The organism is Microbacterium hibisci, from assembly GCF_015278255.1.
Taxonomy (GTDB): domain Bacteria; phylum Actinomycetota; class Actinomycetes; order Actinomycetales; family Microbacteriaceae; genus Microbacterium; species Microbacterium hibisci.
The window spans coordinates 1-24,702 of record NZ_JADIJC010000007.1; the positions used below are offsets into that span (position 1 = coordinate 1).

Genomic DNA, 24,702 nt, shown 5'->3' on the forward strand with positions numbered 1-24,702 from the left:
GGGCGCCGCAGCGGCGGCGGCTCGGGCGGCGGACTGGGGCGCAGCGCCGCCCTCGTCGGCGCCGGCGGACTGCTGGGCGCGGTCGCCGGGGCGGCCGTCGTCACGACGGTGGCCGCGCCGATCCTCGGCCACGCGGTGGCCTCGGGCATCGACTTCGATGCGATCGCGGGCAGCGTCGACCTCGACGCGATCGCCGGGGGCGTCGACCTGGGTGCGGCGGGCGACGTCGTCACGGGCGCCGGCGAAGACCTGCTGTCGGGCGCGGGCGAGACCGTGTCGGGCTTCGGCGAGCAGCTGTCGAACTTCGAGATCCCGGGACTGGGCGACCTCTTCCGCTGACCGAAGCGGATGACGGATGCCGCGGGCCGCGGCATCCATCATCTCCCGCCGGTGCGAGACCGCCGCGCCTACGCGATGCGCGCGAGATCCGGCGAGGTGACCTCGTCGGCGAGCTCGCCGGTGCGCACGAATCGCTCCACCTCGGCGACGACGTGGTGGCCGATGCGGCGCAGCTCGTTGCCGATCGATCCCGCGATGTGCGGCGTCAGCGTGGCGCCGGGGAGCGAGAAGAGCGGATGCCCGGCCGGCAGCGGCTCGGGGTCGGTCACGTCGAGCACGGCCTGCAGCCGGTCGGCGCGCAGCTCGGCGACGAGCGCGTCGGTGTCGACGAGCGAGCCGCGCGCGGTGTTGATGAGCGTCGCGCCGTCGGCCATCAGCGCCAGTTCGTCGCGCCCGATCATGCGGTAGGTCTCGGGAAGGGCAGGGGCGTGGATCGTCACGACCTGCGAGCGGCGGAGGAGCTCGGGAAGAGAGACCAGCTCCGCGCCCAGCTCGGCCGCCTCGACTGCGCTGAGTGACGGGTCGAACAGCAGGCAGTCGATGTCGAACGGCCGCAGCAGCTCGATCACGCGGCGTCCGATCCGCGAGGCGCCGACGACGCCGACGGTGATGCCGAAGGCGCCGACGTCGCCGCGGGGCCGCGCGCCGACCATGTCGTGGGTGCGGCCGAAATCGCGGGCGGACCGCAACACGTCGTTGGCGCTGAGCAGGATCGTCGCGAGGGTGTACTCCGCGACCGGCACCGCGTTGGCGCCGGCGGCGCTCGAGACGCGGATGCCGCGCTCCCACACCGCGGGGGTCACGAGCCGCTTCACCGAACCGGCGGCGTGCACGACTGCGCGCAGCCGCGGCCAGTGGGAGAGCGTCGCTTCGTCCAGCCGCGGTGCGCCCCAGCCGGTGATGAGGATCTCGGTGTCGCGGGTCGCTGTCGGGACGGCGGGCGCGGAAGGCGTCAGGACGGTCTCGTAGACGGCCACGACGCGGTCGAGCTCGCGCCGCGCCCGGGTGCCGAACACGTCGGACGCCAGCTGAGCGGACTCCATCGCCAGCAGCGCAGGCGGCCGGGTCATGCGGTGACCTCGCCGCCGGTCGGCACCCGGTCGACTCTGCCGTCGGGCCAGCGCACCAGGACCGCCGCGTCGGCGATGTCGATGTCGGGGAGGAACGATACGTCGAGTCCGCCGTCGTCCGTTCCCAGCGCCACGACGGCGGCGACGAGCTCGCCGCGGGCGGCCGGCGAATCGCCCGCGGCCCACGGTGTGACCGAGCCGGCCGCGAAGGGGTCGCCGCCGATGCGGTGCGCGTGGCCGTGGCTCGCGAGGCCGCGGACTCCGCGCACGAGCGAGGTCACGCCGTCGTCGCGCGTGACGATCGAGTCACCGGTGGCGCGCCAGCAGCCCTCCGCCACGGGCAGCGCCCAGCCGCCGAGGCGGAACGACCAGGGCCCTTCGTCCTCGGGCCAGACGGCGTCGAGGTCGTCGACCGCCGACGGATGCTCGGGACGCGCCGGGGCGGTCCACCAGGCGAGGCGCAGCTCGTGGACCCCGTGCACGACCGACGCCACGGTCACCCGCGGTCCGCGGCGGACCCCGGCCCATCCCGCGACGTCGGTCGTGCGGCCAGTCTCCGGGGTGTCGAGCCAGTGCACCCGCGACCGCGACACCGCGACGCGGTCGTCCAGGTGCACGCGCTCGATGCGGTCCCGGTGCGACGGCGCTCCGGCGGCGTCGAGCAGCGCGACGTGCGACTCCAGCGGCTGCGCCGCGCCGCGCGCGGTCAGGTCCGGCGACGTCGCGGTCGAGTAGGCCAGCCGATGGTAGAAGGCGTTGTCGGCGCGCGCGCCGCCCGCGGCCCCGCGGAACCCGTCGGAGCCGTGGTTGAGCACACGCGAGATGCCGTCCGCCTCCGAGCGCACCACCAGCCAGCCGGGTGCCCGCAGCGAGCGGACGCGGACGGGCTCAGCCGGTTCGGCCGGCTCGGGAGCAGCGGCGGACCATTCGGGGTGGTCAGCCGGCAGGAGGAGACCCATCAGCCCCTTGCTCGCCCAGTAGGTGGACGACGAGCCGGTGTACGCCTGGCGCAGTCCGCGGAACTCGCGGTGCCAGCCGATCGACAGCAGCCCGCGGTCGTCGATCGCTCCCCGCTCGAGGAAGTGGTCCAGCGTCGCGTCGGCGAGCGCCCGGGTGGCTCCGGTCGGCAGCGGGGTCTCGCCGGCGATCGCCCCTGCCCAGAACGGCGCCAGGGTCGCGAAGCGGTACGTGAGCGACCGGCCCTGGAAGAGGGGAGCGCCGGCCGCGCCGACCAGGTCCTGCGCCTGAGCGAGGAACTCCCGCAGGCGAGAGCGGTGAACGTGATCGAGGTCGGCCCCCAGGATGCGCGCGTGAAGGAGCGGGTAGACGTGCCATGCCCAGCCGGCGTAGTGGTCGAAGTTCTGCTGTGAGCCGTCCGGCCCGGCGCCGTCGGAGTACCAGCCGTCGCCGCGGTAGAGGCTCTCCTGGATCTCGGCGTTGCGGTCGAGGTCGTCTTGGCGCCACGGACCGCCGACCGACTGCAGGAACGCCTCGATCACGTTCTGGAACCAGATCCAGTTGTTCGTGTAGCCGCTCGTGCCGACGACGCCGGCGAGCCACGAGATCGTGCGCTCCTGCGCGGCGGGGTCGAGCCGGTCCCACAGCCAGGGCCGTGTCTCCGACAGCAGGATCGCGACCGATGCGGCCTCGGGCACCGCCTGGCGCCGCTCGGCGATGGTGGGCCAGCGCTCGGTGTGGGAGGGATCCGTCCCGGCGGCGAGGCCGCGCGCGTACCGCTCGAGCGCACCGGCGGGGTCGGCGCCGTGGGCGCCGCGCACCCGGAACGCCGCGAGCAGGCCGACACGCGCGAAGCCCTCGAGGCCGTCGCTCCAGCGTCCGGACGCGCTCGCCGGACCGGGCAGGACGATGAGCGAACCGCTCGGCGACGCGTACGGCAGGGCGCTGTCGATCAATCGGTCGGCCAGCGCCTCCCAGCGGCCGCGGTCGGTCGTCGTCGCCATGTCGGCACCCCGGTACGTCATCGTCACGCGTCGATCGTGCATTACGATCCTGTAGCCATCCGCCCTTTCGGACAATTCCGATCACCGATCGGTCAATCGGATCAGACTGCGACGAACGGACTTCGCACCATGGCTGGACACAATTCGCTGCCGAGAACACGCCACGAGCACCTGCTGCGGCAGGTCGAGCTGCACGGCAGCGTGAGCGCGGCCGATGTCGCGGCGCAGCTCGGGGTGTCGCAGGTGACGGTCCGGCGCGACATCGTCGAGCTCGAGAAGGCCGGCAAGCTCGCCCGCGTCCACGGCGGCGCCATCGCCGTCGGCGCGCCCGTCGTGCCCCGGGCCGCCCGCTCGAACGTCGGCGTGGTGGTGCCCGGCTCGGTGAGCCACTACCCGCAGATCGTGCGGGGGATGGATGCCGCGTCCCACGGCGGCCGCACGCGCGTCGTGCTCGCCACCTCGCAGTACCGCGAGGACCTCGAGCAGCGGCAGGTGGAGCGCCTCGTGGAGATCGGCGTGGCGGGCATCGTCTTCGCGCCCACGATGCGCGATCGGACGGAGGCGGAGCTCGCCGAGTGGGTGCGCACGATCCCCGTTCCCGTCGTGTTCCTGGAGCGGCGGCTGGAGTCCACGGCTCTCGCCGCCTACGACAGCGCCCGGACCGACCACGAGCGCGGGGCGGAGCTCGCCGTCGAGCACCTGGCGGGCCTCGGGCACGACAGCGTCGCGCTCGCGCTCTTCGACCGCACGCCGACGGCACCGCTCGTCCGCGACGGCCATCGTGCGGCCACGACCCGGCTGGGACTCGCCGAGGCGCCGAGCGTGGCCCTCCCCAAGGGCGGCGACGGCGGGAGCGACGGGCTCGACGACGCGCTCCGCGCGTTCCTGGCCGCGTGCGCCGACGCCGGCACCCGGGCCGCGCTCGTTCACACCGACGTGCACGCCGCGCGGTTGGTCGAGCTCGCCACGGACCGCGGCATCCGGGTCCCCGACGACCTCGCCGTCGTCGCCTTCGACGACGACACCGCGGGCCTGGCGATGGTGCCGCTGACGAGCGTCACGCCGCCCGGACGCGACCTCGGGCAGGAGGCGATGCGGATCGTGACCGAGCGCATCGCGGCCGCCGAGGGCACGACGAGCGCCGCGCGGCACATCACGATGCTGCCGCGCCTGACGGTGCGCGAGTCCTGCGGCGCGGGCGTTTGATCGCTTTTGTCCGCTTGGCCACGACCGTCCGAACGACCGACCTACCCTGTCTCTGCACGGCCACCCGGCGCTCTTCTGCCGGGCGAGCGACGAGAGGCAACGAGCAAGGAGGCTCCGATGACATCCCGAGCAATCACCAGTGCCGCCAGGTCCACGCGGCGCGGCACACTCACCGCGGGGGCGCTCCTCGTGGCAGGAGGCCTCGCGCTCCTCACCGGCTGCGCCGGCGGCGGCGCCGAGCCGGCGGCCACGGCGGACCCCGACGAGGAGGTCACGCTCAACTTCGCGTGGTGGGGCGACGCCAGCCGCGCGGAGCGCTACGAGGCGGCGATCGACCTCTTCGAGGAGCAGCACCCGAACATCACGATCCAGACGAGCTTCGCGAGCTTCGGCGACTACTGGACCGCCCGCAACACCGAGGCGGCCAGCCGCACCCTCCCCGACGTCTTCCAGATGGACCTCGCCTACCTCGCCGAGTACGGCGGCTTCGGCCACGTGCTGGCGCTCGACGACTACCTGGGCGACGCGATCGCCACGGACGCGATCGACCCCTCGCTGGTCGAAGCCGGTGCCGTCGGCGACGAGATCTTCGGGCTGGCGTCCTCGAGCAGCACGCTCGCCACCCTCTACAACGGTCCGCTGCTCGAGCAGCTGGGTGTCGAGGTTCCCGAGGGACCGCTGACGTGGGACGAGTACGACGAGTTCCTCGCCGAGGTGTCGGCGGCGGGCGCGTCGAACGACCCCGTCGTGTACGGCTCGCTCGACTACACCCAGTACTTCTGGCTGTTCCAGATCTGGCTCGGCCAGCAGGGGCTGTCGTTCATCGAGGACGGCGAACTCGGCTTCGAGCAGAGCGACCTCGAGGACTGGTGGTCGCGCAGCGCCCCCATCCTCGAGTCGGGCGGCGCCATGCCGGCCGAGCGCCAGGCGCAGTTCGAAGGCGTGGACGCGCTGGGTGCCGGTGAGATCGGCAGCGACATCAGCTGGGCGAACTTCCTCGCGCGCTTCTCGGAGGGGCCGGCGGCGCCGGAGCTCTCGCTGGCGATCCCGCCGTACGACGACGAGGACAACACGGGCATGTTCCTCAAGCCCGGACTGATGCTCTCGATCGGAACGAACAGCGAGCACCCCGCGCAGGCGGCGCAGTTCATCGACTTCCTGGTGAACGACCCCGAGGTCGGAGCGATCTTCGGGATGTCGCGCGGCGTGCCCGCGTCGTCGACCGCCGCCGAGGGCATCGAGGCGAACGAGCTCGACGAGAAGATCCTCGCGTACCAGGAATCGGTGGCCGACCGTCTCGACGGCCAGGCGCCGCCCGCCGTCCAGGGACTGGGCACGCTCGAGCAGACCTTCGTGGCGATCAGCCAGGACGTCTCCTACGGCGCCGCCACCCCCGCCGAAGCGGCCGAGCGCTGGTTCGCCGAGGCCGAGAACGCACTGAAGTGATGGCGGCGCGGGCGGCGCGCAGCGATGCGCGCCGCCCGCGGCATCCCCGAGAGGCAATGTGATGACCACCCAGACACTCGCTCCGCCGGCGCCGCCGGAGGTGCAGACCCCGCCGCCGGCACCGCGCCGGCCCCGACGCCGGTGGGAGGACATCCGCGCGGGGTACGTCTTCCTCGCCCCGTGGCTGATCGGCTTCCTGCTCCTGACGGCGGGCCCGATGGTCGCGTCGCTGTACCTCGCCTTCACCGACTACAACCTGTTCAGCCCGCCGCAGTGGGTCGGCTTCGACAACTTCGTGCGGCTGTGGAACGACCCCGACTACCTGCAGGCGTGGAAGGTGACGGCGGTCTACGTCCTCGTCGGGACTCCGCTCAAGCTTGCGGCGGCGCTGGGCGTCGCGCTCATCCTCAACGCCGCCTTCCGCGGCAGCGGGTTCTACCGCTCGGCCTTCTACCTGCCCTCGCTCGTCGGCGCCTCGGTGTCGATCGCCGTGGTCTGGAAGGCGATGTTCATCGACGACGGTCCCGTCGACTCCATCCAGCAGTTCTTCGGCTTCCCGGCCGGCGGGTGGGTCGGCGATCCCGACAAGACCATGCCGATGCTCATCCTGCTCGCGGTCTGGCAGTTCGGCGCACCGATGGTCATCTTCCTCGCCGGGCTCAAGCAGGTTCCGCACGAGCTCTACGAAGCGGCATCCGTCGACGGCGCCGGGCCGGTCCGCAAGTTCCGCGCCATCACGATCCCGATGCTGTCGCCGGTGATCTTCTTCAATCTGCTCCTCGAGACCATCAACGCCTTCCAGGTCTTCGCGTCGGCGTTCATCATCTCGGGAGGCACCGGCGGCCCGGCCCGCTCGACCCTGTTCTACACGCTGTACCTCTACTTCCGCGGCTTCCGCGACTTCCAGATGGGGTACGCCTCGGCCATGGCCTGGATCCTGGTGCTCGTGATCGCCTTCATCACGGTGATCTTCTTCCGCAGCTCCAAGTTCTGGGTCCACTACGCAGGAGATGAAGGACGATGAGCGCCACGCAGCTGCTCGTGACCGCCGACCGCCGCACGCGGCGCCGCACCGGTGACCGTCGTCGGTGGACCGTCAAGGAGGTCGTCTTCCACGTCGTCGTGCTGGCGATCCTCGCGGTCATCCTCTATCCGGTCGCGTGGATGCTCCTGTCGACCTTCAAGCCCTCGTCGCAGATCGTCGGCAACGCACAGCTGCTGCCGCGCGAGGTCACGACGGAGAACTACGAGACGGCGCTCAGCGGTATCGGCGGTGTGTCGTTCTGGACCTTCTTCCAGAACTCGACGATCCTCGCGGTGCTGTCGGTCGTCGGGGTGGTGCTGTCGTCGGCGCTCGCCGCGTACGCCTTCGCGCGGATCAGCTTCCCAGGCCGCACGGCTTACTTCGGCATCATGATCGGGACGCTGCTGCTCCCCTTCCACGTCGTGATCATCCCGCAGTACATCATGTTCAACGCGTTCGGCATGGTGAACACCTTCACCCCGCTGCTGCTGGGCAAGTTCCTCGCGACCGAGGCCTTCTTCGTCTTCCTGATGGTGCAGTTCATGCGCGGCCTGCCGCGAGAGCTCGACGAGGCGGCGCGCATCGACGGCGCGGGCCACTACCGCACCTTCTGGTCGATCATGCTGCCGCTGCTCAAGCCCGCACTGGTGACGAGCGCCATCTTCACCTTCATCTGGACCTGGAACGACTTCTTCGGTCCGCTCCTGTACCTGAAGGATCCCGACCTCTACACCCTGCCGATCGCGCTCCGTCTGTTCGTCGACCAGAGCTCCGCGGCCGACTACGGCGGGCAGATGGCGATGGCGGTGCTGGCACTCGTCCCCGTGTTCCTCTTCTTCCTGATCTTCCAGCGCTACCTGGTCGACGGCGTGGCGACGCAGGGACTGAAGGGCTGACGCCGTGACCTCCACCGAGACCGCCCGCAGACCCGACTCCGGCAGGGTGCCGCCCGGTGCCGGCCGCGTCGCGCGGGTCATGTCGAGCCGCGGACTGGCGCTCTTCTCCGAGACGATCGTCGTCAGCCTCGCCGTCGCCGTGCTGTCGATCCCGGCCGTGACCGCGCTGCCGGCGCTCGCCGCGGGGAGCGCGCACCTCCGGCGTCACGTCGAGGGCGAATCGGATTCGCTCGCCGAACTCGGTCGCGACTTCCTGCGGGCGCTGCGCTCGGGATGGGTGTGGGGTGTCGGGGCGGCCGCTGCCTTCGCGGCGATCTCGGCCACGCTCACGAGTCCCCTTATCGCCGGGATGCCGGGCGGTGAGGTGTTCCGGTGGGTGTCGGCCGTGCTCGGCGCGGGCATCGCGGTGATCCTGCTCCGCGCCGCCGCCGACTGGACGCCGGCATGCCCGTCGTGGAGTGCGCTCATCCGCGGGGCCGCCGATCGGTCGCGGCGCGACCTCACCGGAACGCTGCTGCTTCTGCTCGCGCTCGGTCTCGCGGGGGTCGTCGTGTGGATGTTCGCGCCGCTCATGGTCCTGGTGCCCGGCATGCTCGTCCTCGCGGGCCGTGCGGTCGTCGGTCGCGCGCAGTGACGCCCCGGCCGCCGAGGCGGCCGTCGAGGTGACACTCGAAGACGTCGCCCGCTCGGCGGGCGTCTCGCAGTCGACCGCGTCGCGCGTGCTCAACGGGTCGGCGCGCCGGGTCCGCCCCGAGAACGAGGAGCGCGTGCGCACCGCCGCCGCGCGGCTCGGCTACGTCGTCGATCTGCGCGCGCAGGCCACGGCGGGCCGGCGCTCGAACGCCGTCGCCATCGTGGTGGGCTCGCTCCGGGATCCGGCCGCGATGCAGATCGCGGCCGGGATCCACGGCTGGGCGGACGCCCACGACTGCCTCGTCGCCGTGTCGGCCACCCGCCTCGACCGTGAGCGGGCGGCCGAACTCGTGCGGACGCTGCGCGGGCAGCGCCCGCGGGCGATCTTCGTCGTCGCGCGCGGAGCGGCGATCGCTCCCGGTGTCGGCCGCGAGCTCGCGCGCTACGCGGCGCACGGCGGCCGTCCCGTCGTGGTCGTCGCGGACGCCGGCTTCGACCAGGGTCGGCAGGCGGTCGCCGGCTTCGACCAGGGTTGGCAGGCGGCCGCCCGCGCCCTGGGCGGGGACTGTCCGATTTTGTCCGATTGATCAGCGGGATCCTCGCCCGCCCCTAGTTTCGGTGGCGGTCGGAGCCAGCGACGGCTCCGCGGATTCATCGAGGAGTCATCGCCATGGACATCAGTCGTCGAACACTGCTGCAGTCGACGGTCGCCGCCGGGGTCGCCGCGGCGTTCGTCTCGGGAGCGCCGTCCGCCGCCAGTGCGGCGCCGTCGGTTCGGGGAGCGTTCGGCCAGCCCGTCGCGGCGGCGCTGACCGGCCACGGCCCGGTGGCGCTCCGCTGGCTGGAGGGCGGCACACCCGCCCAGCTCGCGGCGGGGACGACGTGGGGCGTGCCGTGGCCGAAGGGCGCCCTCAGCCCTGAGCAGACCTTCGCGCTCGTCTCCGACACCGGGGAGTCGGTGCCGGTGCAGAGCTGGCCGACCGGGTGGTGGCCGGACGGCTCGGTGAAATGGACCGCCCACGCGGTGAGCGGCTCGTCAGGTCGGGCCGCCGGATACTCGTTGCAGCCGGGCACGCCGGCGGCACCGGCATCCGCCATCTCGGTCGACGAGAACCGGGGCCGCGTCGTCGTCGACACCGGCGTCATCCGGGTCGAGTTCCCCAAGAACGGCCCGAACCTCGTCTCGACGATCCGTCGGGGCGAGACCGTGATCGCCCAGGACGGCCGGCTCGTCGCCGCGCGCCAGGACCGGCCCGACACGGACGGCGCCGAGAAGATCGCGCGCGAGTGGTTCAAGAGCGAGGTCGGCGAGGTGAAGGTCGAGCAGAAGGGCCCGGTGCGCGCGGTCGTCCGGGTGACGGGCACGCACCGCAAGGGCAACCGCAGCTGGCTTCCCTTCGACGTGCGGTTCTACCTCTACGCCGGCTCGGACGGCGTCCGCGTCGTGCACAGCTTCGTGTTCGACGGCGATGAGAACGCCGACTTCATCACGGGCCTCGGCCTCAGCTTCTCGGTGCCGCTGTCGACCCAGCTGCACGACCGGCACGTCCGCTTCGCCGGGGAGGGCGCCGGCGTGCTCGGCGAGGCCGTCCGGGGAATCACGGGCCTGCGCCGCGATCCGGGAGCGGCGGCACGTGCCGCGCAGATCGCGGGCACCTGGACTCCCGACCCCGCCACGTGGGATCAGCGCGTGACCTCGCGGCTGCACTGGATCCCCGCGTGGGGCGACTACAGCCTCAGCCAGCTCACCGCGAACGGGTTCGAGATCCGCAAGCGCACGTCGGCCGGCCACTCGTGGATCCGCGTGGACTCGGGCCGTCGCGCGCGTGGCCTGGCCTACGTCGGCAGCCCGGCGGGCGGGCTGGCGTTCGGCATGCGCAACTTCTGGCAGCTCCACCCGACCGAGCTCGAGATCTCGGGCGCGGGCACCGACGTCGCGACGGCGACGACGTGGATGTGGTCGCCCAAGGCCGACGCGATGGACCTGCGGTTCTACCACGACGGCCTCGGGCAGGACACGTATCCCGAGCAGCTGGACGCCCTCGAGATCACCTACGAGGACTACGAGCCCGGGTTCGGCTCGCCGTACGGCACCGCACGCACGACCGAGCTCAGCTTCTGGGCGCTCGGCGCCACCCCGACGGCGGCGGACTTCAGCGCGCTCGCCGACGCCACCACGACCCCGCCGCTGCTGGTCAGCTCGCCCGAGCACAACCACGCGGCCGGCGTCTTCGGCTCGTGGGCGCCCGTCGACCGGTCCAACCTCGCGAAGGTCGCCGTCGAGGACAAGCTCGCCTTCATGCACCAGCACTACGTGCAGCAGGTCGATCAGCGTTCGTGGTACGGCTTCTGGGACTACGGCGACGTGATCCACGAGTACGACCGCGACCGGCACGTGTGGCGGTACGACATCGGCGGCTACGCGTGGGACAACTCCGAGCTCAGCACCGACATGTGGCTCTGGTACCACTATCTGCGCACCGGCGATGCCACGGCGTTCCGCTTCGCCGAGGCGATGACGCGCCACACCGGCGAGGTCGACGTCTACCACCTCGGCAAGTACCGCGACCTCGGCACGCGCCACGGCATCATGCACTGGGGTGACAGCGCGAAGCAGCAGCGCATCAGCAACGCCGGCTACCGTCGCTTCTACTACTTCCTCACCGCCGACGAGCGGGTGGGCGACCTGATGCGCGACCTGGTCGACGCCGACAAGACGTTCCTGGTGCTCGACCCCGTGCGCAAGATCCGCACGGACGAGTACACGCCGCAGCCCGACGCGCTGGGGGTCTCGAACACGACCGACTGGGGCGCCCTCGCGCTCGCGTGGCTGGCGGAGTGGGAGCGCAACGGCGATCCGATCGCCCAGACGAAGCTCGTCAACGGCGCGAAGACGATCGCCGCCATGCCCAACGGCTGGGCGCAGGGCGGGACGCTGCGGTACAACCTCGCCGACGGCACGTACGGCGAGGAGACCGAGCGCACCGTCGAGGTGGGCTCGCTCGACTCGGTGTTCGGCCTCATCGAGCTGATGACCGAGCTCATCGAGCTCATCGACGATCCCGAGGTCACCGCGAAGTGGGTCACGTACTGCCGCCTGTACAACGGCACCTCGGCCGAGCAGCGCGAGGCGACCGGCGTCTCGTGGGGCAGCCAGAACCTGCGGCAGGCCTACTCGCGCGCGACCGCCTACGCCGCGCACCAGCTCGGCGACGTCACCCTCGCCCAGCGCGCGTGGCGCGAGTTCCGCACCGGTCACGCCGGCTACCCCGAGGGCCTGGCCTTCGCCGCGACGCGCATCGACGGGCCCGCCGTGCTGAACCCGGTCGACGAGGCGCCGTTCAGCACCAACGCCAGCGCCCAGTACGGGCTCGCCGCCATCCAGTGCCTCGCCCTGGTGGGCGACCACATCTGAGGAGGCAGGCCATGCTCGCCAACATCAACGGCATGCACCTCATCCTGGTGCTCGTCGTCGTGCTCCTGCTCTTCGGTGCCGCGCGCCTCCCGGCGCTCGCGAAGGGCGTCGGCCAGTCGGTGCGGATCCTCAAGACCGAGACGAAGAGCTCGCCGGCCGAGCCGCCCTCTGCCGACGGCGCCTCCCGCGGCGAGACCTGACCGGAGCAGGCGGATGCCGCAGCCCCCGGCATCCGTGCTCCACCGGGTCTGAATCGCGAAAGGGTGGATCCCGCACAGCAGCTGTGCGGGATCCACCCTTCGGCGATTCCGGCCGTTCGGTCGAGCCGGGCGAGCTCTAGAGCGTCGCGGCCAGCGGGTCGAAGTCCGCGGGGAGCGAGCCGACCTCGCCGAGCGTGCTCTCGACGGTGACGTAGGCGTGGGACGCCGCCGCCTCTTCGATCGACAGCAGCGTGTCGAGCACGTGGTAGCCGAACTCGCCCGTGGCCACGTGCGGGCGGCCGGCGCGGATCGAGCGGGCCATGTCGAGCAGACCCAGGCCGCGGCCGGCGAGCACGCCCTCCTGCGGCACCTGGATGACCTCCTGCTCGCTGACCGACGCGTCGGTCATGGGGCGGGTGATCGTGATGTCGCCGCCGAACGTGTTCGGGTCGGGGATGACGATCGTGCCCTCGGTGCCGTTGATCTCGACGATGCCGTGGCGCCGCAGCGGCGAGTCGGTGCTGTACAGGCTCTGCGCCTGACCGCCCCGCTCGAAGTCCATGAGCACCGAGAGCGTCGAGGGGATCTCGACCGGGAACTCCTGGCCGGCGAGCTCGCCCGACTTCACCGTGCGGGTCGGGACGCCCTGCAGGCCGAGCGCGGCGACCGATGCCACCGGGCCGAACACGTGCAGCAGCGTCGACACGTAGTAGGGGCCCATGTCGAGCAGCGGGCCGGCGCCCTTGGCGTAGAGGAACGCCGGGTTCGGGTGCCAGAGCTCGGGACCCTGCCACTGGAACGTCGTCGTCGCGAACAGCGGGCGACCGATGTCGCCGCGCGCGATCGCGCGCTTGGCGGTCTGCACACCCGGGCCGAGCACGGTGTCGGGCGCGACGCCGACGCGCAGGCCCGCGGCATCCGCCGTCTTCAGCAGTCGCTGCGACTCCTCGCGGTCGATGCCGATCGGCTTCTCGGTCCACACGTGCTTGCCGGCGCCGATGATCGCCTCCGATACCTCGACGTGCACCGCCGGGATCGTGAGGTTCACGACGATGTCGATGTCGGGGTCGTTCAGCACGAGGTCGACGCCGCCCGCGCGGGGCACGCCGTACTTCTCGGCCTGCGCCTTGGCGCGGTCCTCGAGCAGGTCTCCGATCGCGATGACGCGCACATCGGGGAAGCTCGTCAGATGCGTGAGGTACTGGTCGCTGATGTTTCCCGCGCCGATGATGCCGACGCCGACGGCTGCGCTGGAGGCCGCCATCAGCGGGCGTCCTTCGCGGCGGCGAGCGTCTCGTCGAGGTAGACGCGGCTCTGCTCGACGGCGTCGAAGAGGTCGCCGCCGAAGTGGTCGAACTCCACGATGGCGACCTCGAGAGCCGGCGCGGCGGCGATCGCCTGCGCGAGCGGAACGACACCCTGACCGGCGGGCACCTGGTCTGCCGGCGGGTAGGCGGCGACGGCCTCGGGGTCGAGCGTGCCGTCCTTGACGTGCACCGCGATGACGCGGTCGCCGAGGGTCTTCAGCAGCGCGGGGGAGTCGACGCCGGCGCGGGCGACCCAGTACAGGTCGACCTCGAGCACGACGCGGGGGTCGAGCAGCTCGGCGAACAGCTCGAGACCGGTCTTGCCGTCGAAGGTCGACTCGAGCTCGTGCGCGTGGTTGTGGTAGCCGACGCGGATGCCGCGGGCGGCGCCGATCTCCGCCGCGGCGTTGAGCTGCCGGGCGATGTCGGCGATGTGCTCTTCGCTCTTCCACAGGGCGGGGTCGGTGTAGGGCTCGATCACCGTCGTCATGCCGAGAGCGTCAGCGGCGTCGAAGACCTCCTCGGCGGCGGGGACCGGACGGCTGGTCGTCGTGCCGTCGGGGTTGACGAACGAGGTCGACGCGAGGAACGCGTGACCCGTCGGCGCGGCGATGCCGTGGGCCTTCAGGGCGGCGGCGAGGGGCTCGGCACGGCGCACGAAGTCGTAGGGCTCGGCGGCGGTGAAGCCGCGCGAGGCGAGCTCGGCGAGGGTGCCCTCGAGGTCGGCCTCGAGCGCGTCCCTCACGGTGAACAGCTGGATGGATGTCTGGACCGGCATCGGTCGCACTCCTTCGTTGTCTGCTTCGACGGGGTCTGCGGTTCGTCGGCGGGCGGGCGGCCCGGCCGGCATCACGCTACCATGAAAACCTCCACGTGGAGGTTTTCATTCGCTAGCATGGTCGCATGACCGACGAAGAGCCCTCGTCCGCCCTGCGCGGGTCGTATGCGAAGGGCGTCGCGCGTCGGCAGGAGATCCTGGATCGAGCCATCGAGGTGTTCGCGCGACGGGGTTCGGACCGCACGAGCCTCCGCGCGATCGCCGAGGAGGTCGGCGTCACCCACGCCGCGCTGAAGCACTACTTCGGGTCGCTCGAGGAGCTGCTGGTGGCGGTGTACCGGCAGTCGGAGCATCGCGGCGACGACTGGGAGCCGGTGCCCCTCGACGTCACGCCGACCGAGCTGCTGCGCCGGTGGAGCGATGCCAACCACGAGGTGCAGGGGCTCGTGCAGCTGTACTCGTCGCTCGTCGCCTCGGCGCTCGAGGAAGGGCACCCGGCCGCGCGTGCATTCGCCACCGAACGCTTCGCCCGTGTGCGCGGCGAGATCGCCGACCGTGTGCGCTACAACCAGGCGGCGGGCCGCATCAGGGCCGACGTCGACCCCGTAGCGGTCGCGGCGCTCGTGATCGCGGCATCCGACGGTCTGCAGACCCAGTGGCTGCTCGACCCCGATGCGCCGCAGCACGCCGCGCTGGCGCTCCTCGACCAGCTGCTCTCGGTTCCGGATGCCGCGACCCGGCCGGCGTGACGCGAACCGGCCCGCGTGACGCGGTGGGCCGGCGGCGCCCCGCCGCGGCGCTGCACCGCGTGAGGCGGGTCAGCCCCGCAGGAGCAGGCCGAGGAAGGGCCCGATCGCGATGGCCGACGCGGCCGTGACGATCGCAAGGCCCAGCGCGAACCACCGCCAGTACCACGAGAGCATCAGCAGCACGGAGCCCGCGAGTACGACGAGGAACGGCAGCATCAGCACGAGCACGCCGCCGCTGCCGACCGTGATCCCGGAAGCGAGGGTGAGGAGCACGAACAGCACCACCAGGTCGAAGACCAGCAGACCGGCCCCGGCGAGCAGTCCCAGCCCGACCCCCGGCCTCCGACGCGCATCGGGCGGCCCGGCGAGCGGGTCACCGGCGCGCGAGGTCATGCGGCGAGGGTAGCGCCCGGGGTCGGCGCCGCGCGAGACGCGTGCTACACCCCGTGCGGATCAGCCCGCCGCGAGAGGGTAGCGCCGGCGCAGCAGCACCCGCTGCACCAGCGTCCACGCGACGGTCGTCGCGAGGTACAGTGCGGCGGCGAGCGGCACGAACAGCGCGAAGACGGCCGTCGTGAACTGCAGCACCCCCGCGAGCCTCGCCATGCCCGCACCGGCCAGTGGCGAAGCATCCGCCGAATCGTCGACGGGCGGCCGGAACGCGCGCCGGGTGATCTCGGCGACCACGACGATCACCGAGATCACCCCGGCGAACACCCCGAGGGTCGCGGCGGATGCGGCCCCCGACGAGATCGCGGCCACGAGACTCGTGCCCAGCCCCACGCCGAACAGTTCCTCGGAGAGGAGCGCGTTCGCGTGGCCGGCGATGGCGGTGTGGAGGAACAGCGCGTAGACGACCGCGACGACCGGCGCCTGGGCGAGCATCGGCAGACAGCCCGCGAACGGGGATGCCTTCTCGTCGGCGTAGAGCTTCATCGTCTCGCGCTGCAGGCGCTCGGGGTCGCGCTTGTGGCGCTGCTGCAGAGCCCTCAGCCTGGGCGCGAGGCGGCTGCGCATCTGCTCCGCTTTCGCCTGCGCGATGCCGGTCGGCACGAGCGCCGCGCGCACCAGCAGCGTGAGGAGGACGACGGATGCCGCGGCCGCGGCCGATCCGGCGACAGGCTCGAGCAGCGCCGCGAGCCACATGACGAGGGTGTAGGCCGCGTCGAGGATCGCGGCGATGGGCGGGAAGGCGTAGAGGTCCATGGGTTCGTCCGTTCGTCCGGTGTCTATTCGTGGCGTGCGGCCACGAAGGCACCGGCGGACGACCTCGTGCGGAGGACGGACGACGGGCTACGCGGCCGGGGCCGCGAGACCCGGTGCGCGTGGACGGGAGTGTCCCGGTGCGTCGGGGTGCGACGCGGTGAGACGCGTCGCGTCGGAGATCGCCCGGTGCGGGTGAGGCGCCGTGCCGACCTGCTGCGCGGGGGAGGCGAACATCGCGAGCGCCACCGCCAGCACCGCCAGCGACGCGAGCACGGCGGCTGCGACGACGAGCGCCCCGGCCTCCGCCGGAAGGACCACAGGGGCGAGCCCGGCGGCCACGGCCTGGATCAGCTCCACGACCGGGCGGAGAGCCGAGACGGCGATCTCGGCGACGAGGCGCACCAGCGTCACGATGTTCTCGATCATGCGCACCTCCTCCGTCGCCGCCACGGTAGCACCCCGAGCCGCGACGGGGCGGGGAGCGGCGACCCATCCGGGGGCGCGTCGCAACGCCGCCGCGTCAGCTGCCGCCGCGTCAGCTGTCGTCTTCGCTGACGGTGAAGGTCAGGGTGACCTCGGCCGCCGGCACGTCCACGGCGACCTCCGCGGACGCGAGCGCGCCGTTGTGCGGCACGGGCGCCAGCCGGCCCGAGTACTGCTGCCCGTCGCCCTCGTGCGCCGCGGCGGTCAGGTCGTCCTGCAGCAGCGCGAGGTCCGCCTCTGACCAGCCCCAGTGCTCGGCCACGCGCTGCAGGTGCGCGAACACCGCGAGCCAGTCGCCGTTGGCCTCGCGCACCAGCTGGACCGATTCCACGCGGCCGTTCGATGTGGTGACGGTGAAAGACCGGACCAGGTCGACGTGGAATGCCCCGTCGTCCGCGACCACGACCGCCTGGATCGGAGTGATCGGCTCGAAGCTCTGCGACGTGTTCGCGTCCAGCCCCAGCTCTTCGGCGGGGAGCGAGTCGGACCCCACCCGCACGCGGAGGACGCCCTCGCGGGTGAGGTAGTCCAGCCCCGCACCCGTGAGCATGGAGGTGCCGTCGGATGCCTGCTGATCCTCGCTGGCAGGGCGGTCGTCGTCGGTCCACCAGGAGTTCTGCATCTGGATCGCGGCCACCACGAAGCCGACGCAGAGGAGAGCGACGATCGAGATCGGGATCCACGACAGCAGCCGGCGTCTCGCTCGCCGCTTCGCCGGGCTCTCGGGCATGCGGACGCACCTCCTCGACATCACCGCACTCTGTCCATCGAACATAACAACCGCGGCTCCTCCCCAGGTGCGGTGGGCTGCGGCTGCGGAGGGCCGTCCCCCGGGGCGGCATCCCCACGGGCCCCCTGTCAGGGGCATGAGGCAGGGTGGAGGGCGTGACAGCGACGACCGACACCCGTGCCGAGGCCCTCGGCGTCCTGCGATCTCTCGTCGGCCGCGACGACGCCGACTTCCACGAGGGGCAGTTCGAGGCGATCGAGGCGCTCGTCGACGACCGTCGCCGGGCGCTCGTCGTACAGCGGACGGGCTGGGGCAAGTCGGCGGTCTACTTCGTCGCCACCCTGCTGCTGCGCCGTCGCGGCGCCGGCCCGACCGTGCTCGTGTCGCCGCTCCTGGCGCTCATGCGCGACCAGATCGCCGCGGCGGCGCGGGCGGGTGTCAGAGCGGTGAAGATCGACTCCACCAACGCGCACGAGTGGGGCGACGTGCTCGCGCAGCTCGACCGCGACGAGGTCGACGTGCTCCTGGTCTCGCCCGAGCGCCTCAACAACCCCTCGTTCCGCGACGATCAGCTTCCGCAGCTCGTGGCCCGCATCGGACTGCTGGTCGTCGACGAGGCCCACTGCATCAGCGACTGGGGGCACGACTTCCGCCCCGACTACCGGCGTCTGCGCGACCTGATCGCGAGGATGCCGGTCGGCATCCCGGTGCTCGCCACCACCGCGACCGCCAACAGCCGCGTCGTCGCGGATGTCGCCGAGCAGCTCGACGCCGGCAGCGCCGAGGGCGGCGCCGGTGACGACCAGGACGGCGCCGCACCCGGAGTCCTCACGATTCGCGGCCCGCTCGCGCGGGCGTCGCTGCGGCTGGGCGTGCTGCGCCTGCCGGACTCACCGAGCCGGCTCGCGTGGCTGATCAGCCACCTCGGCGACCTGCCCGGCTCCGGCATCATCTACACGCTCACCGTGGCCGCCGCGAACGACACGGCCCGGCTGCTGAGGGAGCGCGGCTACGACGTGCGCGCCTACACCGGCCAGACCGACGCCGACGAGCGCGAGGAGTCCGAGGCGCTTCTCAAAGACAACCGCGTCAAGGCGCTCGTCGCCACCAGCGCGCTCGGCATGGGCTTCGACAAGCCCGACCTCGGATTCGTCGTGCACCTGGGCGCGCCGTCGTCACCCGTGTCGTACTACCAGCAGGTCGGTCGCGCCGGTCGCGCCACCGACTCGGCCGACGTGCTGCTGCTGCCGGGCACGGAGGACCGCGAGATCTGGCACTACTTCGCCACCGCGTCGATGCCCGACCGCGAACGCGCAGAGCGGGTGCTGGTGGCGCTCGCCGAGGCGGGCGGTCCGATGTCGACGCCGGCGCTGGAGGCCGTGGTCGACATCCGCCGCACTCCGCTCGAGCTGCTGCTCAAGGTGCTCGACGTCGACGGCGCCGTCGGACGCGTGCGCGGCGGATGGATCGCGACGGGCGAGCCCTGGTCGTACGACGAGGACCGCTACCGCCGCATCGCGGCCGAGCGCGTCGCCGAGCAGCAGCACATGATCGACTACGAGGAGTCGCCGGGGTGCCGCATGGAGTTCCTGCAGCGCTCGCTCGACGACGACACCGCGGCGCCCTGCGGACGCTGCGACAACTGCGCCGGAGCGTGGTTCCCCGTCGAGATCGCGGCGGGGGCGACGGATGCCGCGTCCGCCTCCCTCGATCGCGTCGGCGTGCCGATCGAGCCGCGGCGGCAGTGGCCGACCGGGGCGGACCGGCTCGGCGTCCCGGTGAAGGGCCGCATCGCGGCGGACGAGCAGGCGGGCGAGGGGCGCGCGCTCGCGCGCCTCACCGACCTCGGCTGGGGCGGTGCGCTGCGCGACCTCTTCGCCGCCGGCGCGGCGGACGGTCCGGTGCCCGACAACGTGGTCGGGGCGTGCGTGCGCGTGCTCGCCGACTGGGGCTGGGAGAACCGTCCGGTCGCGGTCGTCGCGATGCCGTCGCGCACGAAGCCGCAGCTGGTGGACGCGCTCGCGCGGGGCATCGCCGGGATCGGCCGGCTGCCGTTCCTCGGCGCGATCGACCTCGTGGACGGCGGGCCCACCGGCCAGCCGGGAGGCAACAGCGCGTTCCGCGTGGCCGGGCTCTGGGAGCGCTTCTCCGCGGCGGGGCTCGACGTGCCGTCGGGTCCGATCCTCCTCGTCGACGACCGCGTCGACAGCGGCTGGACGCTCACGGTCGCGGCCCGCGAACTCCGTCGCGCCGGGGCCACAGAGGTGCTGCCCTTCGCCCTCGCCCTCCGCGGTTGACGCGCTCGGCGACGGGGCGCCGCGAGGCTCAGCTCCCGGTCGGGGGCTTCGGTCGCGGCCGGCGCACGATGAGGTAGACCACCGCGCCGATCACCAGCAGTCCCAGCAGGACGACCCACGGCACCCAGGTCAGCGGCGACGCGGCGGTGTCGCCCGCATCCGCGGTCGGAGACGGCGTGGGGCTCGCCGTCTCCGTCGGGCTCTGTGTCGGTGTCGGTGTCGCGGTCGGTGTCGGGGTGGCAGTCGGGACCGGGACGGCAGTCGGCTCCGGCGTGGGCGCGGGATCCACGGTCGGCTCGGGCTCGGGCTGCGGCAGCTCGGTCGGCAGGGGCGCCGGCCTCGTCGGATCCTGGGTGGGCTGGGGACCGAACGTCGGCGCGGAGGTCGGCTCGGGCGTCGGCTCCGCCGTCGGCGCGGGGGAGCGGGTCGGGAGGATCGGGGTCCGGGTCGGCTCGGGCGAGGCCGTCGGCTCGGGCGAGACGGTCCGCGTGGGCAGTCCCGTGGGCAGTCCGGTCGGCAGGTTCGTCGGAGTGGGGAGAGGGATGATGCCGCATCCGCCGAGCACGACGAGTCCCGCGAGCACCGCGATGCCGGCGAGGCCGCGCCTCGGGCGACGCCCCCGCCGCGCGCGGGGTGCGCGTGTCACACGGGGCTCCGGCATCCGTTCCTCCACTCATCGGCTGGCCGCATCGTACGACCGCGTGGGGGATGCGACGGGGATTCCCCGGAGGACACACCGAGGCGGGCGCGGCGAGGAGCGGGCATGGGCGACGTCCATGACCGCATATGACGTTTCGTGTCGCCGTGTCGCGACGTGTGTCGTCACAGCGTTTCCGCGAACGCGCGCGGCGACGAGCATGACGACATGCCTTCCCCACTCATCTCGCCGACCGAGCTCGCCGACCTGATCCGCAGCGGCACCCCGCCCCGGATCCTCGACGTGCGGTGGCGGCTCGACCGGCCCGAGGGCCGCCCGGACTATCTCGACGGACACCTGCCGGGCGCCGTGTACGTCGACCTCGACCACGAGCTCGCCCGGCGCGGCGACCCGCGCGAGGGCCGGCATCCGCTCCCGCCGCGCGAGCAGCTGCAGGCCGCCGCACGGCGCTGGGGCCTTCGCCCCGGCGACACGGTGGTCACGTACGACGACGTGCAGTCCGTCGCCGCGGCCCGCGCCTGGTGGGTGCTCACGCAGTCGGGCGTGGCCGACGTGCGCGTCCTCGACGGAGGTCTGCGCGGCTGGCTCGCGGAGCGCCTGCCGCTCGAGACGGGCGACGTGCTGCCGCGACCGCCGGGAGACATCGTGCTCGACGCGATCACCGACGGCGTCGCCGACATCGATGGCGTCGAGGAGTGGCCCGACCACGGCCTCCTGCTCGACGTGCGGGCGCCCGAGCGCTATCGCGGCGACAGCGAGCCGCTCGACCCCGTCGCGGGCCACATCCCGGGGGCGGTCAATCTCCCGACGACCGTGCACCTGACGGCGGGGCGGTTCCGGACCGCCGATGAGATCCGCGCGGAGTTCCACGCCGCAGGCGTGCGCGACGGGGTCGCGGTCGCCGCCTACTGCGGCTCGGGCATCGCCGCGACGCACACCGCCCTCGCCGGCGCGATCGCGGGCATCGATGTCGTGGTGTACCCGGGGTCGTGGAGCCAGTGGTCGCGCTCGCGCGGCCGGCTCGCCGCCGTCGGCCCGGCGCCCTCGCTGGACGTCGTGCCGGTATGACCGCACCGCTCATCGTCGGCGCCATGGTGCGCACGCTCGGCGCCTACCCGTCCGGCTGGCGATACCCGGGCGCGCATGCCGACCCGCGGACGGACGCCGCGGTGCTGCGCCGTGTCGCCCGCGTCGCCGAGGACGCCGACCTCGACTACCTGTTCTTCGGGGACTGGCTCGCGACCGGACCCGACCTCGAGTTCCGCGACCCGTACCTCCTGGCGCGCATCGATCCACTGAGCGCCGTGCTGTACCTCGCCGGCGTCACCGAGCGCATCGGACTCATCGCCACCGTGAACTCGACGTACGCCGATCCCTACGCGACCGCCCGGGCGACGGCATCCCTCGACCTGCTCACGGGCGGACGAGCGGGCGTCAACCTCGTCACGGGCGCCGAGCCGCGCGCGGCGGCCAACCACGGTCGCGACGCGCACGCCGACAACGAGGCGCGGTACGACCGCGCGGAGGAGTTCGTGCGGGCGCTGCGCCTGATGTGGGAGTCGTGGGATGCCGACGCGTGGGTCGCCGACACCGGCACGGGCGTCCTCATCGACGCCGACGGGCTGCGGCCGGCCGCTTTCGCCGGCGCGCACGTGCGCGTCGAGGGGCCGTTGAACGTCGCCCGCCCGCCGCAGTCGCATCCGCCGATCGTGCACGCCGGCACCTCGCCGCGGTCGCGCGCGCTCGCCGCGACCGAGGCAGACCTCGCGCTCATCGCCGCCGGCGATCCGGCGGTGGCCGCGGCCACCCGGGCCCAGCTGCGGGCGCTGGCCGAGGCATCCGGTCGCCGCCCCGACGATCTGAAGGTCATCGTGCCGGTCGTGCCGGTGGTGGCGGAGACGGATGCCGCGGCCCGCGCCATCGTCGACCGGCTCCTGCTGCTCGTGCCCATCGACGACGGTGCCGCAGGTCTCGCGGAGCGCACCGCGTTCCCGCCGAACCGGTCGATCGCGTCGTTCCTGGACGTCGCGGGGATCGATCCTGACGACCCGCTGCGCGAGGCATCCGTCGACGATCCCGTGACGACCGCGGCGGCCGCGCGCTTCCCGGAGGCGGCGGCTCACACGCTCGAGACGGTGCGCTCCCGGACGGGGCGCGACCTCCAGGGCGGGCATCGGGTCACCTGGCGCCACCTCATCGCCGCGCACGCCGTGCCGGCCAACTTCGTGGTCGGCGGCCCCCGGGCGATCGCGGACCACTTCGAGCTCTGGCGCGACGCCGGGGCGGCCGACGGCTTCAACGTGCTGTCGGCGTTCCAGCCCGCGCAGTTCGAGGCCTTCGCGTCTCTCGCTGTGCCCGAGCTTCGTCGTCGGGGGCTCGTGGGCCGCTCGGGCGAGACGCTGCGCGAGCGGCTGGGACTGGGCGCGCCGCGCCTTCTCCACGCCGCCGACCCGCTCCACGCCGAGCAGGCCGCCGCCGCGAGGTGAGCACCCGACCCGGTGACCCGGGGTCCGTGTTACCCCGTGTGAACGCCGGTGACCCCCGCTTGCGCCCGGTGAACGGACGTAACGGGCCGGCGGGCGGAGAACGGGGGCGTCTCCCTAGCGTGGGCGAGCACCTCATCACCACACCCGAAGCCCTCAGGAGAACCCATGCCCCGTCCTGCATCGCGAATCGTCGCCGGTGCCCTCGCCGCTCTCGTGGCCGCGGCATCGCTCACGGCATGCGCCTCGCAGCAGCCCGCGTCCGGCGGATCGACCGCGGAGGCCGGCGACCCGGTCACCGGCGGCGAGCTGACCTATCTCGAGCACCAGACGTACACGAACCTCTATCCGCCGCAGGCCGGCTTCTACCCCAACGGCGGTCTGGTCAACAACATCACGGCGCGCCTGACGTGGCAGAACCCCGAGTCGCTCGAGATCGAGCCCTGGGTCGCGACCGAGTGGACCGTGAACGCCGACGCCACCGAGTACACCTTCGACCTGCGCGAGGGCGTCACCTTCTCCGACGGCACGGCGCTCGACGCGGCGGCTGTGGCGAAGAACTTCGACACGTACGGTCTCGGCAACGCCGCGCTGGGGCTGACCGTGTCGGAGGCGATCAACAACTACTCCTCGAGCGAGGTCGTAGACGCCGACACGGTGACGTTCCGCTTCTCGGCGCCGGCTCCCGGCTTCCTGCAGGCGACGTCGACCATCAACTCCGGGCTGCTGTCGCCGGAGACCCTCGACCGCACGCTGGAGGAGCTCGGCGCCGGCAACGCGACCGACATCGTCGGCTCGGGGCCGTTCGTCATCACCGACGAGAAGCTCGGCACCGAGCTCACGCTCGAGGCCCGCGACGACTACGACTGGGCGCCGCCGAGCTTCGAACATCAGGGCCGTGCCTACCTCGACACGATCCACCTCATCGTCACCCCCGAGGACAGCGTCCGCATCGGCTCGCTCCTGTCGGGCCAGGCGGACTACATCCGCTACGTGCAGGCCTTCGACGAGTCCCGCGTGGAGTCGTCGGGCTTCGAGCTGTACGCGCCGCAGACCCGCGGCGTGAACAACGCGCTGAGCCTGCGGTTCACCAATCCGCTGCTGAGCGACATCAAGGTGCGACAGGCCCTCGTGGCCGGCGTCGACAGCCAGGAGGTCGTCGACACGATCTTCACCGCCAACTACCCGCGTGCGACCTCCGCGCTGAGCTCGTCCGCCCTCGGCTACAAGGACGAGTCCGACGCGTACGCCTTCGACCCTGAGAAGGCCGAGGAGCTGCTCGACGAGGCCGGCTGGGAGCCCGGTGCCGACGGCATCCGTGAGAAGGACGGCCAGCGGCTGTCGCTCGCCGTGTACGAAGCCAAGCCGCAGCCGCTCTCGAAGCAGACCCTCGAGCTCGTCTCGCAGCAGCTGAAGAAGATCGGCGTCGAGCTCAGCGTGAAGTCGGCGGATGCCGGCACCTACGCCGAAGACATCAAGGACCCGCTCAAGACGCCGCTCTACCACTCGATGGTCGGTCGCGCGGACCTCGACGTCATCAAGAGCCAGTACTACACGAAGAACCGCAACACGCTGCTGTCGGACGACGCCGAGCTCGACCGCCTGCTCGAGGCCGTGGCCTCCACGCCCGACCCCGACGCACGGATCGCGGCCTCCGAGGCCGTGCAGGACTACCTCGCCGAGCAGGCGTACGTGATCCCGCTGTTCGAGGAGCCGCAGGTCTACGGCGCCGCGCCGTACGTCCACGGCGTCGAGTTCGAGTCGGTCGCGCGCCCGCTGTTCTACGACGTGTGGCTCGACGAGCAGTAGGACCCGGAAGCC

At 72.5% G+C, this 24,702-nt stretch carries 22 protein-coding genes and 1 pseudogene; 14 read left to right on the forward strand and 9 right to left on the reverse strand.

Annotated elements, in window-relative coordinates:
- Nucleotides 1-339: pseudogene (locus tag IM770_RS13380) on the forward strand (cation-transporting ATPase); the annotation flags it as partial.
- Nucleotides 340-407: 68 nt separating this feature from the next.
- Here the strand turns inward: IM770_RS13380 and IM770_RS13385 are convergent.
- On the reverse strand, nt 408-1,409 hold the full coding sequence (locus IM770_RS13385) for a hydroxyacid dehydrogenase (RefSeq protein WP_239066226.1): 1,002 nt from the start codon (nt 1,407-1,409) through the stop codon (nt 408-410).
- Nucleotides 1,406-3,391, reverse strand: a complete 1,986-nt coding sequence (locus IM770_RS13390) for a DUF2264 domain-containing protein (RefSeq protein ID WP_203581807.1) — start codon at nt 3,389-3,391, stop codon at nt 1,406-1,408. The genes IM770_RS13385 and IM770_RS13390 overlap by 4 nt, the downstream gene beginning before the upstream one ends.
- A gap of 108 nt (nt 3,392-3,499) precedes the next feature.
- Here IM770_RS13390 and IM770_RS13395 point away from each other — a divergent pair, with 108 nt between their 5' ends.
- The 8 genes from IM770_RS13395 to IM770_RS13430 all read left to right on the forward strand — a co-directional run bounded on the left by IM770_RS13395 (nt 3,500) and on the right by IM770_RS13430 (nt 12,190).
- The gene (locus IM770_RS13395) at nt 3,500-4,576 is read left to right on the forward strand and encodes a LacI family DNA-binding transcriptional regulator (protein ID WP_203581660.1); all 1,077 of its coding nucleotides are present in this window, start codon (nt 3,500-3,502) and stop codon (nt 4,574-4,576) included.
- A gap of 117 nt (nt 4,577-4,693) precedes the next feature.
- On the forward strand, nt 4,694-6,022 hold the full coding sequence (locus IM770_RS13400; protein WP_203581661.1) for an ABC transporter substrate-binding protein: 1,329 nt from the start codon (nt 4,694-4,696) through the stop codon (nt 6,020-6,022).
- A 61-nt stretch (nt 6,023-6,083) separates the two neighbouring features.
- Entirely contained in the window at nt 6,084-7,046 is a 963-nt protein-coding gene (locus IM770_RS13405; RefSeq protein ID WP_203581662.1) for a carbohydrate ABC transporter permease, read from the forward strand.
- Nucleotides 7,043-7,942, forward strand: coding sequence for a carbohydrate ABC transporter permease (locus IM770_RS13410; protein WP_203581663.1), 900 nt, complete (start codon nt 7,043-7,045; stop codon nt 7,940-7,942). The genes IM770_RS13405 and IM770_RS13410 overlap by 4 nt, the downstream gene beginning before the upstream one ends.
- 4 nt (nt 7,943-7,946) lie before the next feature.
- On the forward strand, nt 7,947-8,576 hold the full coding sequence (locus IM770_RS13415) for a hypothetical protein (RefSeq protein WP_203581664.1): 630 nt from the start codon (nt 7,947-7,949) through the stop codon (nt 8,574-8,576).
- The gene (locus IM770_RS13420) at nt 8,551-9,162 is read left to right on the forward strand and encodes a LacI family DNA-binding transcriptional regulator (RefSeq protein WP_203581665.1); all 612 of its coding nucleotides are present in this window, start codon (nt 8,551-8,553) and stop codon (nt 9,160-9,162) included. The genes IM770_RS13415 and IM770_RS13420 overlap by 26 nt, the downstream gene beginning before the upstream one ends.
- 83 nt (nt 9,163-9,245) lie before the next feature.
- Nucleotides 9,246-11,990 carry an exo-rhamnogalacturonan lyase family protein gene (locus IM770_RS13425; protein WP_239066227.1) on the forward strand — a complete coding sequence of 915 codons (2,745 nt, stop codon included), beginning with the start codon at nt 9,246-9,248 and terminating at the stop codon, nt 11,988-11,990.
- Nucleotides 11,991-12,001: 11 nt separating this feature from the next.
- Nucleotides 12,002-12,190 (forward strand): twin-arginine translocase TatA/TatE family subunit, encoded by a 189-nt coding sequence (locus IM770_RS13430; protein ID WP_203581666.1) that lies wholly within the window; start codon nt 12,002-12,004, stop codon nt 12,188-12,190.
- Nucleotides 12,191-12,326: 136 nt separating this feature from the next.
- On the opposite strand, the gene IM770_RS13435 is transcribed toward IM770_RS13430, so the two are convergent.
- Nucleotides 12,327-13,454 (reverse strand): Gfo/Idh/MocA family protein, encoded by a 1,128-nt coding sequence (locus IM770_RS13435; protein WP_203581667.1) that lies wholly within the window; start codon nt 13,452-13,454, stop codon nt 12,327-12,329.
- Nucleotides 13,454-14,275, reverse strand: coding sequence for a sugar phosphate isomerase/epimerase family protein (locus IM770_RS13440; RefSeq protein ID WP_203581668.1), 822 nt, complete (start codon nt 14,273-14,275; stop codon nt 13,454-13,456). Before IM770_RS13440 ends, IM770_RS13435 begins: the two co-directional genes overlap by 1 nt.
- A gap of 125 nt (nt 14,276-14,400) precedes the next feature.
- Here IM770_RS13440 and IM770_RS13445 point away from each other — a divergent pair, with 125 nt between their 5' ends.
- Nucleotides 14,401-15,024 carry a TetR/AcrR family transcriptional regulator gene (locus IM770_RS13445; RefSeq protein ID WP_203581669.1) on the forward strand — a complete coding sequence of 208 codons (624 nt, stop codon included), beginning with the start codon at nt 14,401-14,403 and terminating at the stop codon, nt 15,022-15,024.
- 69 nt (nt 15,025-15,093) lie between these two features.
- On the opposite strand, the gene IM770_RS13450 is transcribed toward IM770_RS13445, so the two are convergent.
- The 4 genes from IM770_RS13450 to IM770_RS13465 all read right to left on the reverse strand — a co-directional run bounded on the left by IM770_RS13450 (nt 15,094) and on the right by IM770_RS13465 (nt 17,443).
- Nucleotides 15,094-15,417, reverse strand: a complete 324-nt coding sequence (locus IM770_RS13450; protein WP_203581670.1) for a hypothetical protein — start codon at nt 15,415-15,417, stop codon at nt 15,094-15,096.
- 60 nt (nt 15,418-15,477) lie between these two features.
- Nucleotides 15,478-16,230, reverse strand: a complete 753-nt coding sequence (locus tag IM770_RS13455) for a YidC/Oxa1 family membrane protein insertase (RefSeq protein WP_203581671.1) — start codon at nt 16,228-16,230, stop codon at nt 15,478-15,480.
- A gap of 87 nt (nt 16,231-16,317) precedes the next feature.
- Nucleotides 16,318-16,680, reverse strand: coding sequence for a DUF6412 domain-containing protein (locus IM770_RS13460; protein ID WP_203581672.1), 363 nt, complete (start codon nt 16,678-16,680; stop codon nt 16,318-16,320).
- Nucleotides 16,681-16,765: 85 nt separating this feature from the next.
- Nucleotides 16,766-17,443 carry a hypothetical protein gene (locus tag IM770_RS13465; RefSeq protein WP_203581673.1) on the reverse strand — a complete coding sequence of 226 codons (678 nt, stop codon included), beginning with the start codon at nt 17,441-17,443 and terminating at the stop codon, nt 16,766-16,768.
- Between the two features lie 155 nt (nt 17,444-17,598).
- On the opposite strand from IM770_RS13465, the gene IM770_RS13470 reads away from it, so the two are divergent.
- Nucleotides 17,599-19,740, forward strand: a complete 2,142-nt coding sequence (locus tag IM770_RS13470; protein WP_203581674.1) for a RecQ family ATP-dependent DNA helicase — start codon at nt 17,599-17,601, stop codon at nt 19,738-19,740.
- A 28-nt stretch (nt 19,741-19,768) separates the two neighbouring features.
- Here the strand turns inward: IM770_RS13470 and IM770_RS13475 are convergent, their stop codons facing one another.
- The gene (locus tag IM770_RS13475) at nt 19,769-20,386 is read right to left on the reverse strand and encodes a hypothetical protein (RefSeq protein ID WP_203581675.1); all 618 of its coding nucleotides are present in this window, start codon (nt 20,384-20,386) and stop codon (nt 19,769-19,771) included.
- A gap of 219 nt (nt 20,387-20,605) precedes the next feature.
- Between IM770_RS13475 and IM770_RS13480 the strand changes: the two genes are divergently transcribed.
- The 3 genes from IM770_RS13480 to IM770_RS13490 all read left to right on the forward strand — a co-directional run bounded on the left by IM770_RS13480 (nt 20,606) and on the right by IM770_RS13490 (nt 24,690).
- A complete protein-coding gene (locus IM770_RS13480) occupies nt 20,606-21,466 on the forward strand; it encodes a sulfurtransferase (RefSeq protein ID WP_203581676.1) in 861 nt (286 codons plus the stop codon).
- Nucleotides 21,463-22,884 (forward strand): NtaA/DmoA family FMN-dependent monooxygenase, encoded by a 1,422-nt coding sequence (locus IM770_RS13485; RefSeq protein WP_203581677.1) that lies wholly within the window; start codon nt 21,463-21,465, stop codon nt 22,882-22,884. The genes IM770_RS13480 and IM770_RS13485 overlap by 4 nt, the downstream gene beginning before the upstream one ends.
- Nucleotides 22,885-23,049: 165 nt before the next feature.
- Nucleotides 23,050-24,690 carry a TIGR04028 family ABC transporter substrate-binding protein gene (locus IM770_RS13490; RefSeq protein ID WP_203581678.1) on the forward strand — a complete coding sequence of 547 codons (1,641 nt, stop codon included), beginning with the start codon at nt 23,050-23,052 and terminating at the stop codon, nt 24,688-24,690.
- Nucleotides 24,691-24,702: the final 12 nt, after the last annotated feature.

Excerpts from the sequence above, each read along its gene's own strand:
- IM770_RS13445 (WP_203581669.1), top strand. The coding sequence starts at position 14,401 with ATGACCGACGAAGAGCCCTCGTCCGCCCTGCGCGGGTCGTATGCGAAG.
- IM770_RS13410 (WP_203581663.1), top strand. The coding sequence starts at position 7,043 with ATGAGCGCCACGCAGCTGCTCGTGACCGCCGACCGCCGCACGCGGCGC.
- IM770_RS13400 (WP_203581661.1), top strand. The coding sequence starts at position 4,694 with ATGACATCCCGAGCAATCACCAGTGCCGCCAGGTCCACGCGGCGCGGC.
- IM770_RS13440 (WP_203581668.1), bottom strand. The coding sequence starts at position 14,275 with ATGCCGGTCCAGACATCCATCCAGCTGTTCACCGTGAGGGACGCGCTC.
- IM770_RS13425 (WP_239066227.1), top strand. The coding sequence starts at position 9,246 with ATGGACATCAGTCGTCGAACACTGCTGCAGTCGACGGTCGCCGCCGGG.
- IM770_RS13395 (WP_203581660.1), top strand. The coding sequence starts at position 3,500 with ATGGCTGGACACAATTCGCTGCCGAGAACACGCCACGAGCACCTGCTG.
- IM770_RS13485 (WP_203581677.1), top strand. The coding sequence starts at position 21,463 with ATGACCGCACCGCTCATCGTCGGCGCCATGGTGCGCACGCTCGGCGCC.
- IM770_RS13455 (WP_203581671.1), bottom strand. The coding sequence starts at position 16,230 with ATGGACCTCTACGCCTTCCCGCCCATCGCCGCGATCCTCGACGCGGCC.
- IM770_RS13405 (WP_203581662.1), top strand. The coding sequence starts at position 6,084 with ATGACCACCCAGACACTCGCTCCGCCGGCGCCGCCGGAGGTGCAGACC.
- IM770_RS13430 (WP_203581666.1), top strand. The coding sequence starts at position 12,002 with ATGCTCGCCAACATCAACGGCATGCACCTCATCCTGGTGCTCGTCGTC.
- IM770_RS13465 (WP_203581673.1), bottom strand. The coding sequence starts at position 17,443 with ATGCCCGAGAGCCCGGCGAAGCGGCGAGCGAGACGCCGGCTGCTGTCG.
- IM770_RS13480 (WP_203581676.1), top strand. The coding sequence starts at position 20,606 with ATGCCTTCCCCACTCATCTCGCCGACCGAGCTCGCCGACCTGATCCGC.
- IM770_RS13450 (WP_203581670.1), bottom strand. The coding sequence starts at position 15,417 with ATGACCTCGCGCGCCGGTGACCCGCTCGCCGGGCCGCCCGATGCGCGT.
- IM770_RS13435 (WP_203581667.1), bottom strand. The coding sequence starts at position 13,454 with ATGGCGGCCTCCAGCGCAGCCGTCGGCGTCGGCATCATCGGCGCGGGA.
- IM770_RS13490 (WP_203581678.1), top strand. The coding sequence starts at position 23,050 with ATGCCCCGTCCTGCATCGCGAATCGTCGCCGGTGCCCTCGCCGCTCTC.
- IM770_RS13385 (WP_239066226.1), bottom strand. The coding sequence starts at position 1,409 with ATGACCCGGCCGCCTGCGCTGCTGGCGATGGAGTCCGCTCAGCTGGCG.
- IM770_RS13390 (WP_203581807.1), bottom strand. The coding sequence starts at position 3,391 with ATGACGTACCGGGGTGCCGACATGGCGACGACGACCGACCGCGGCCGC.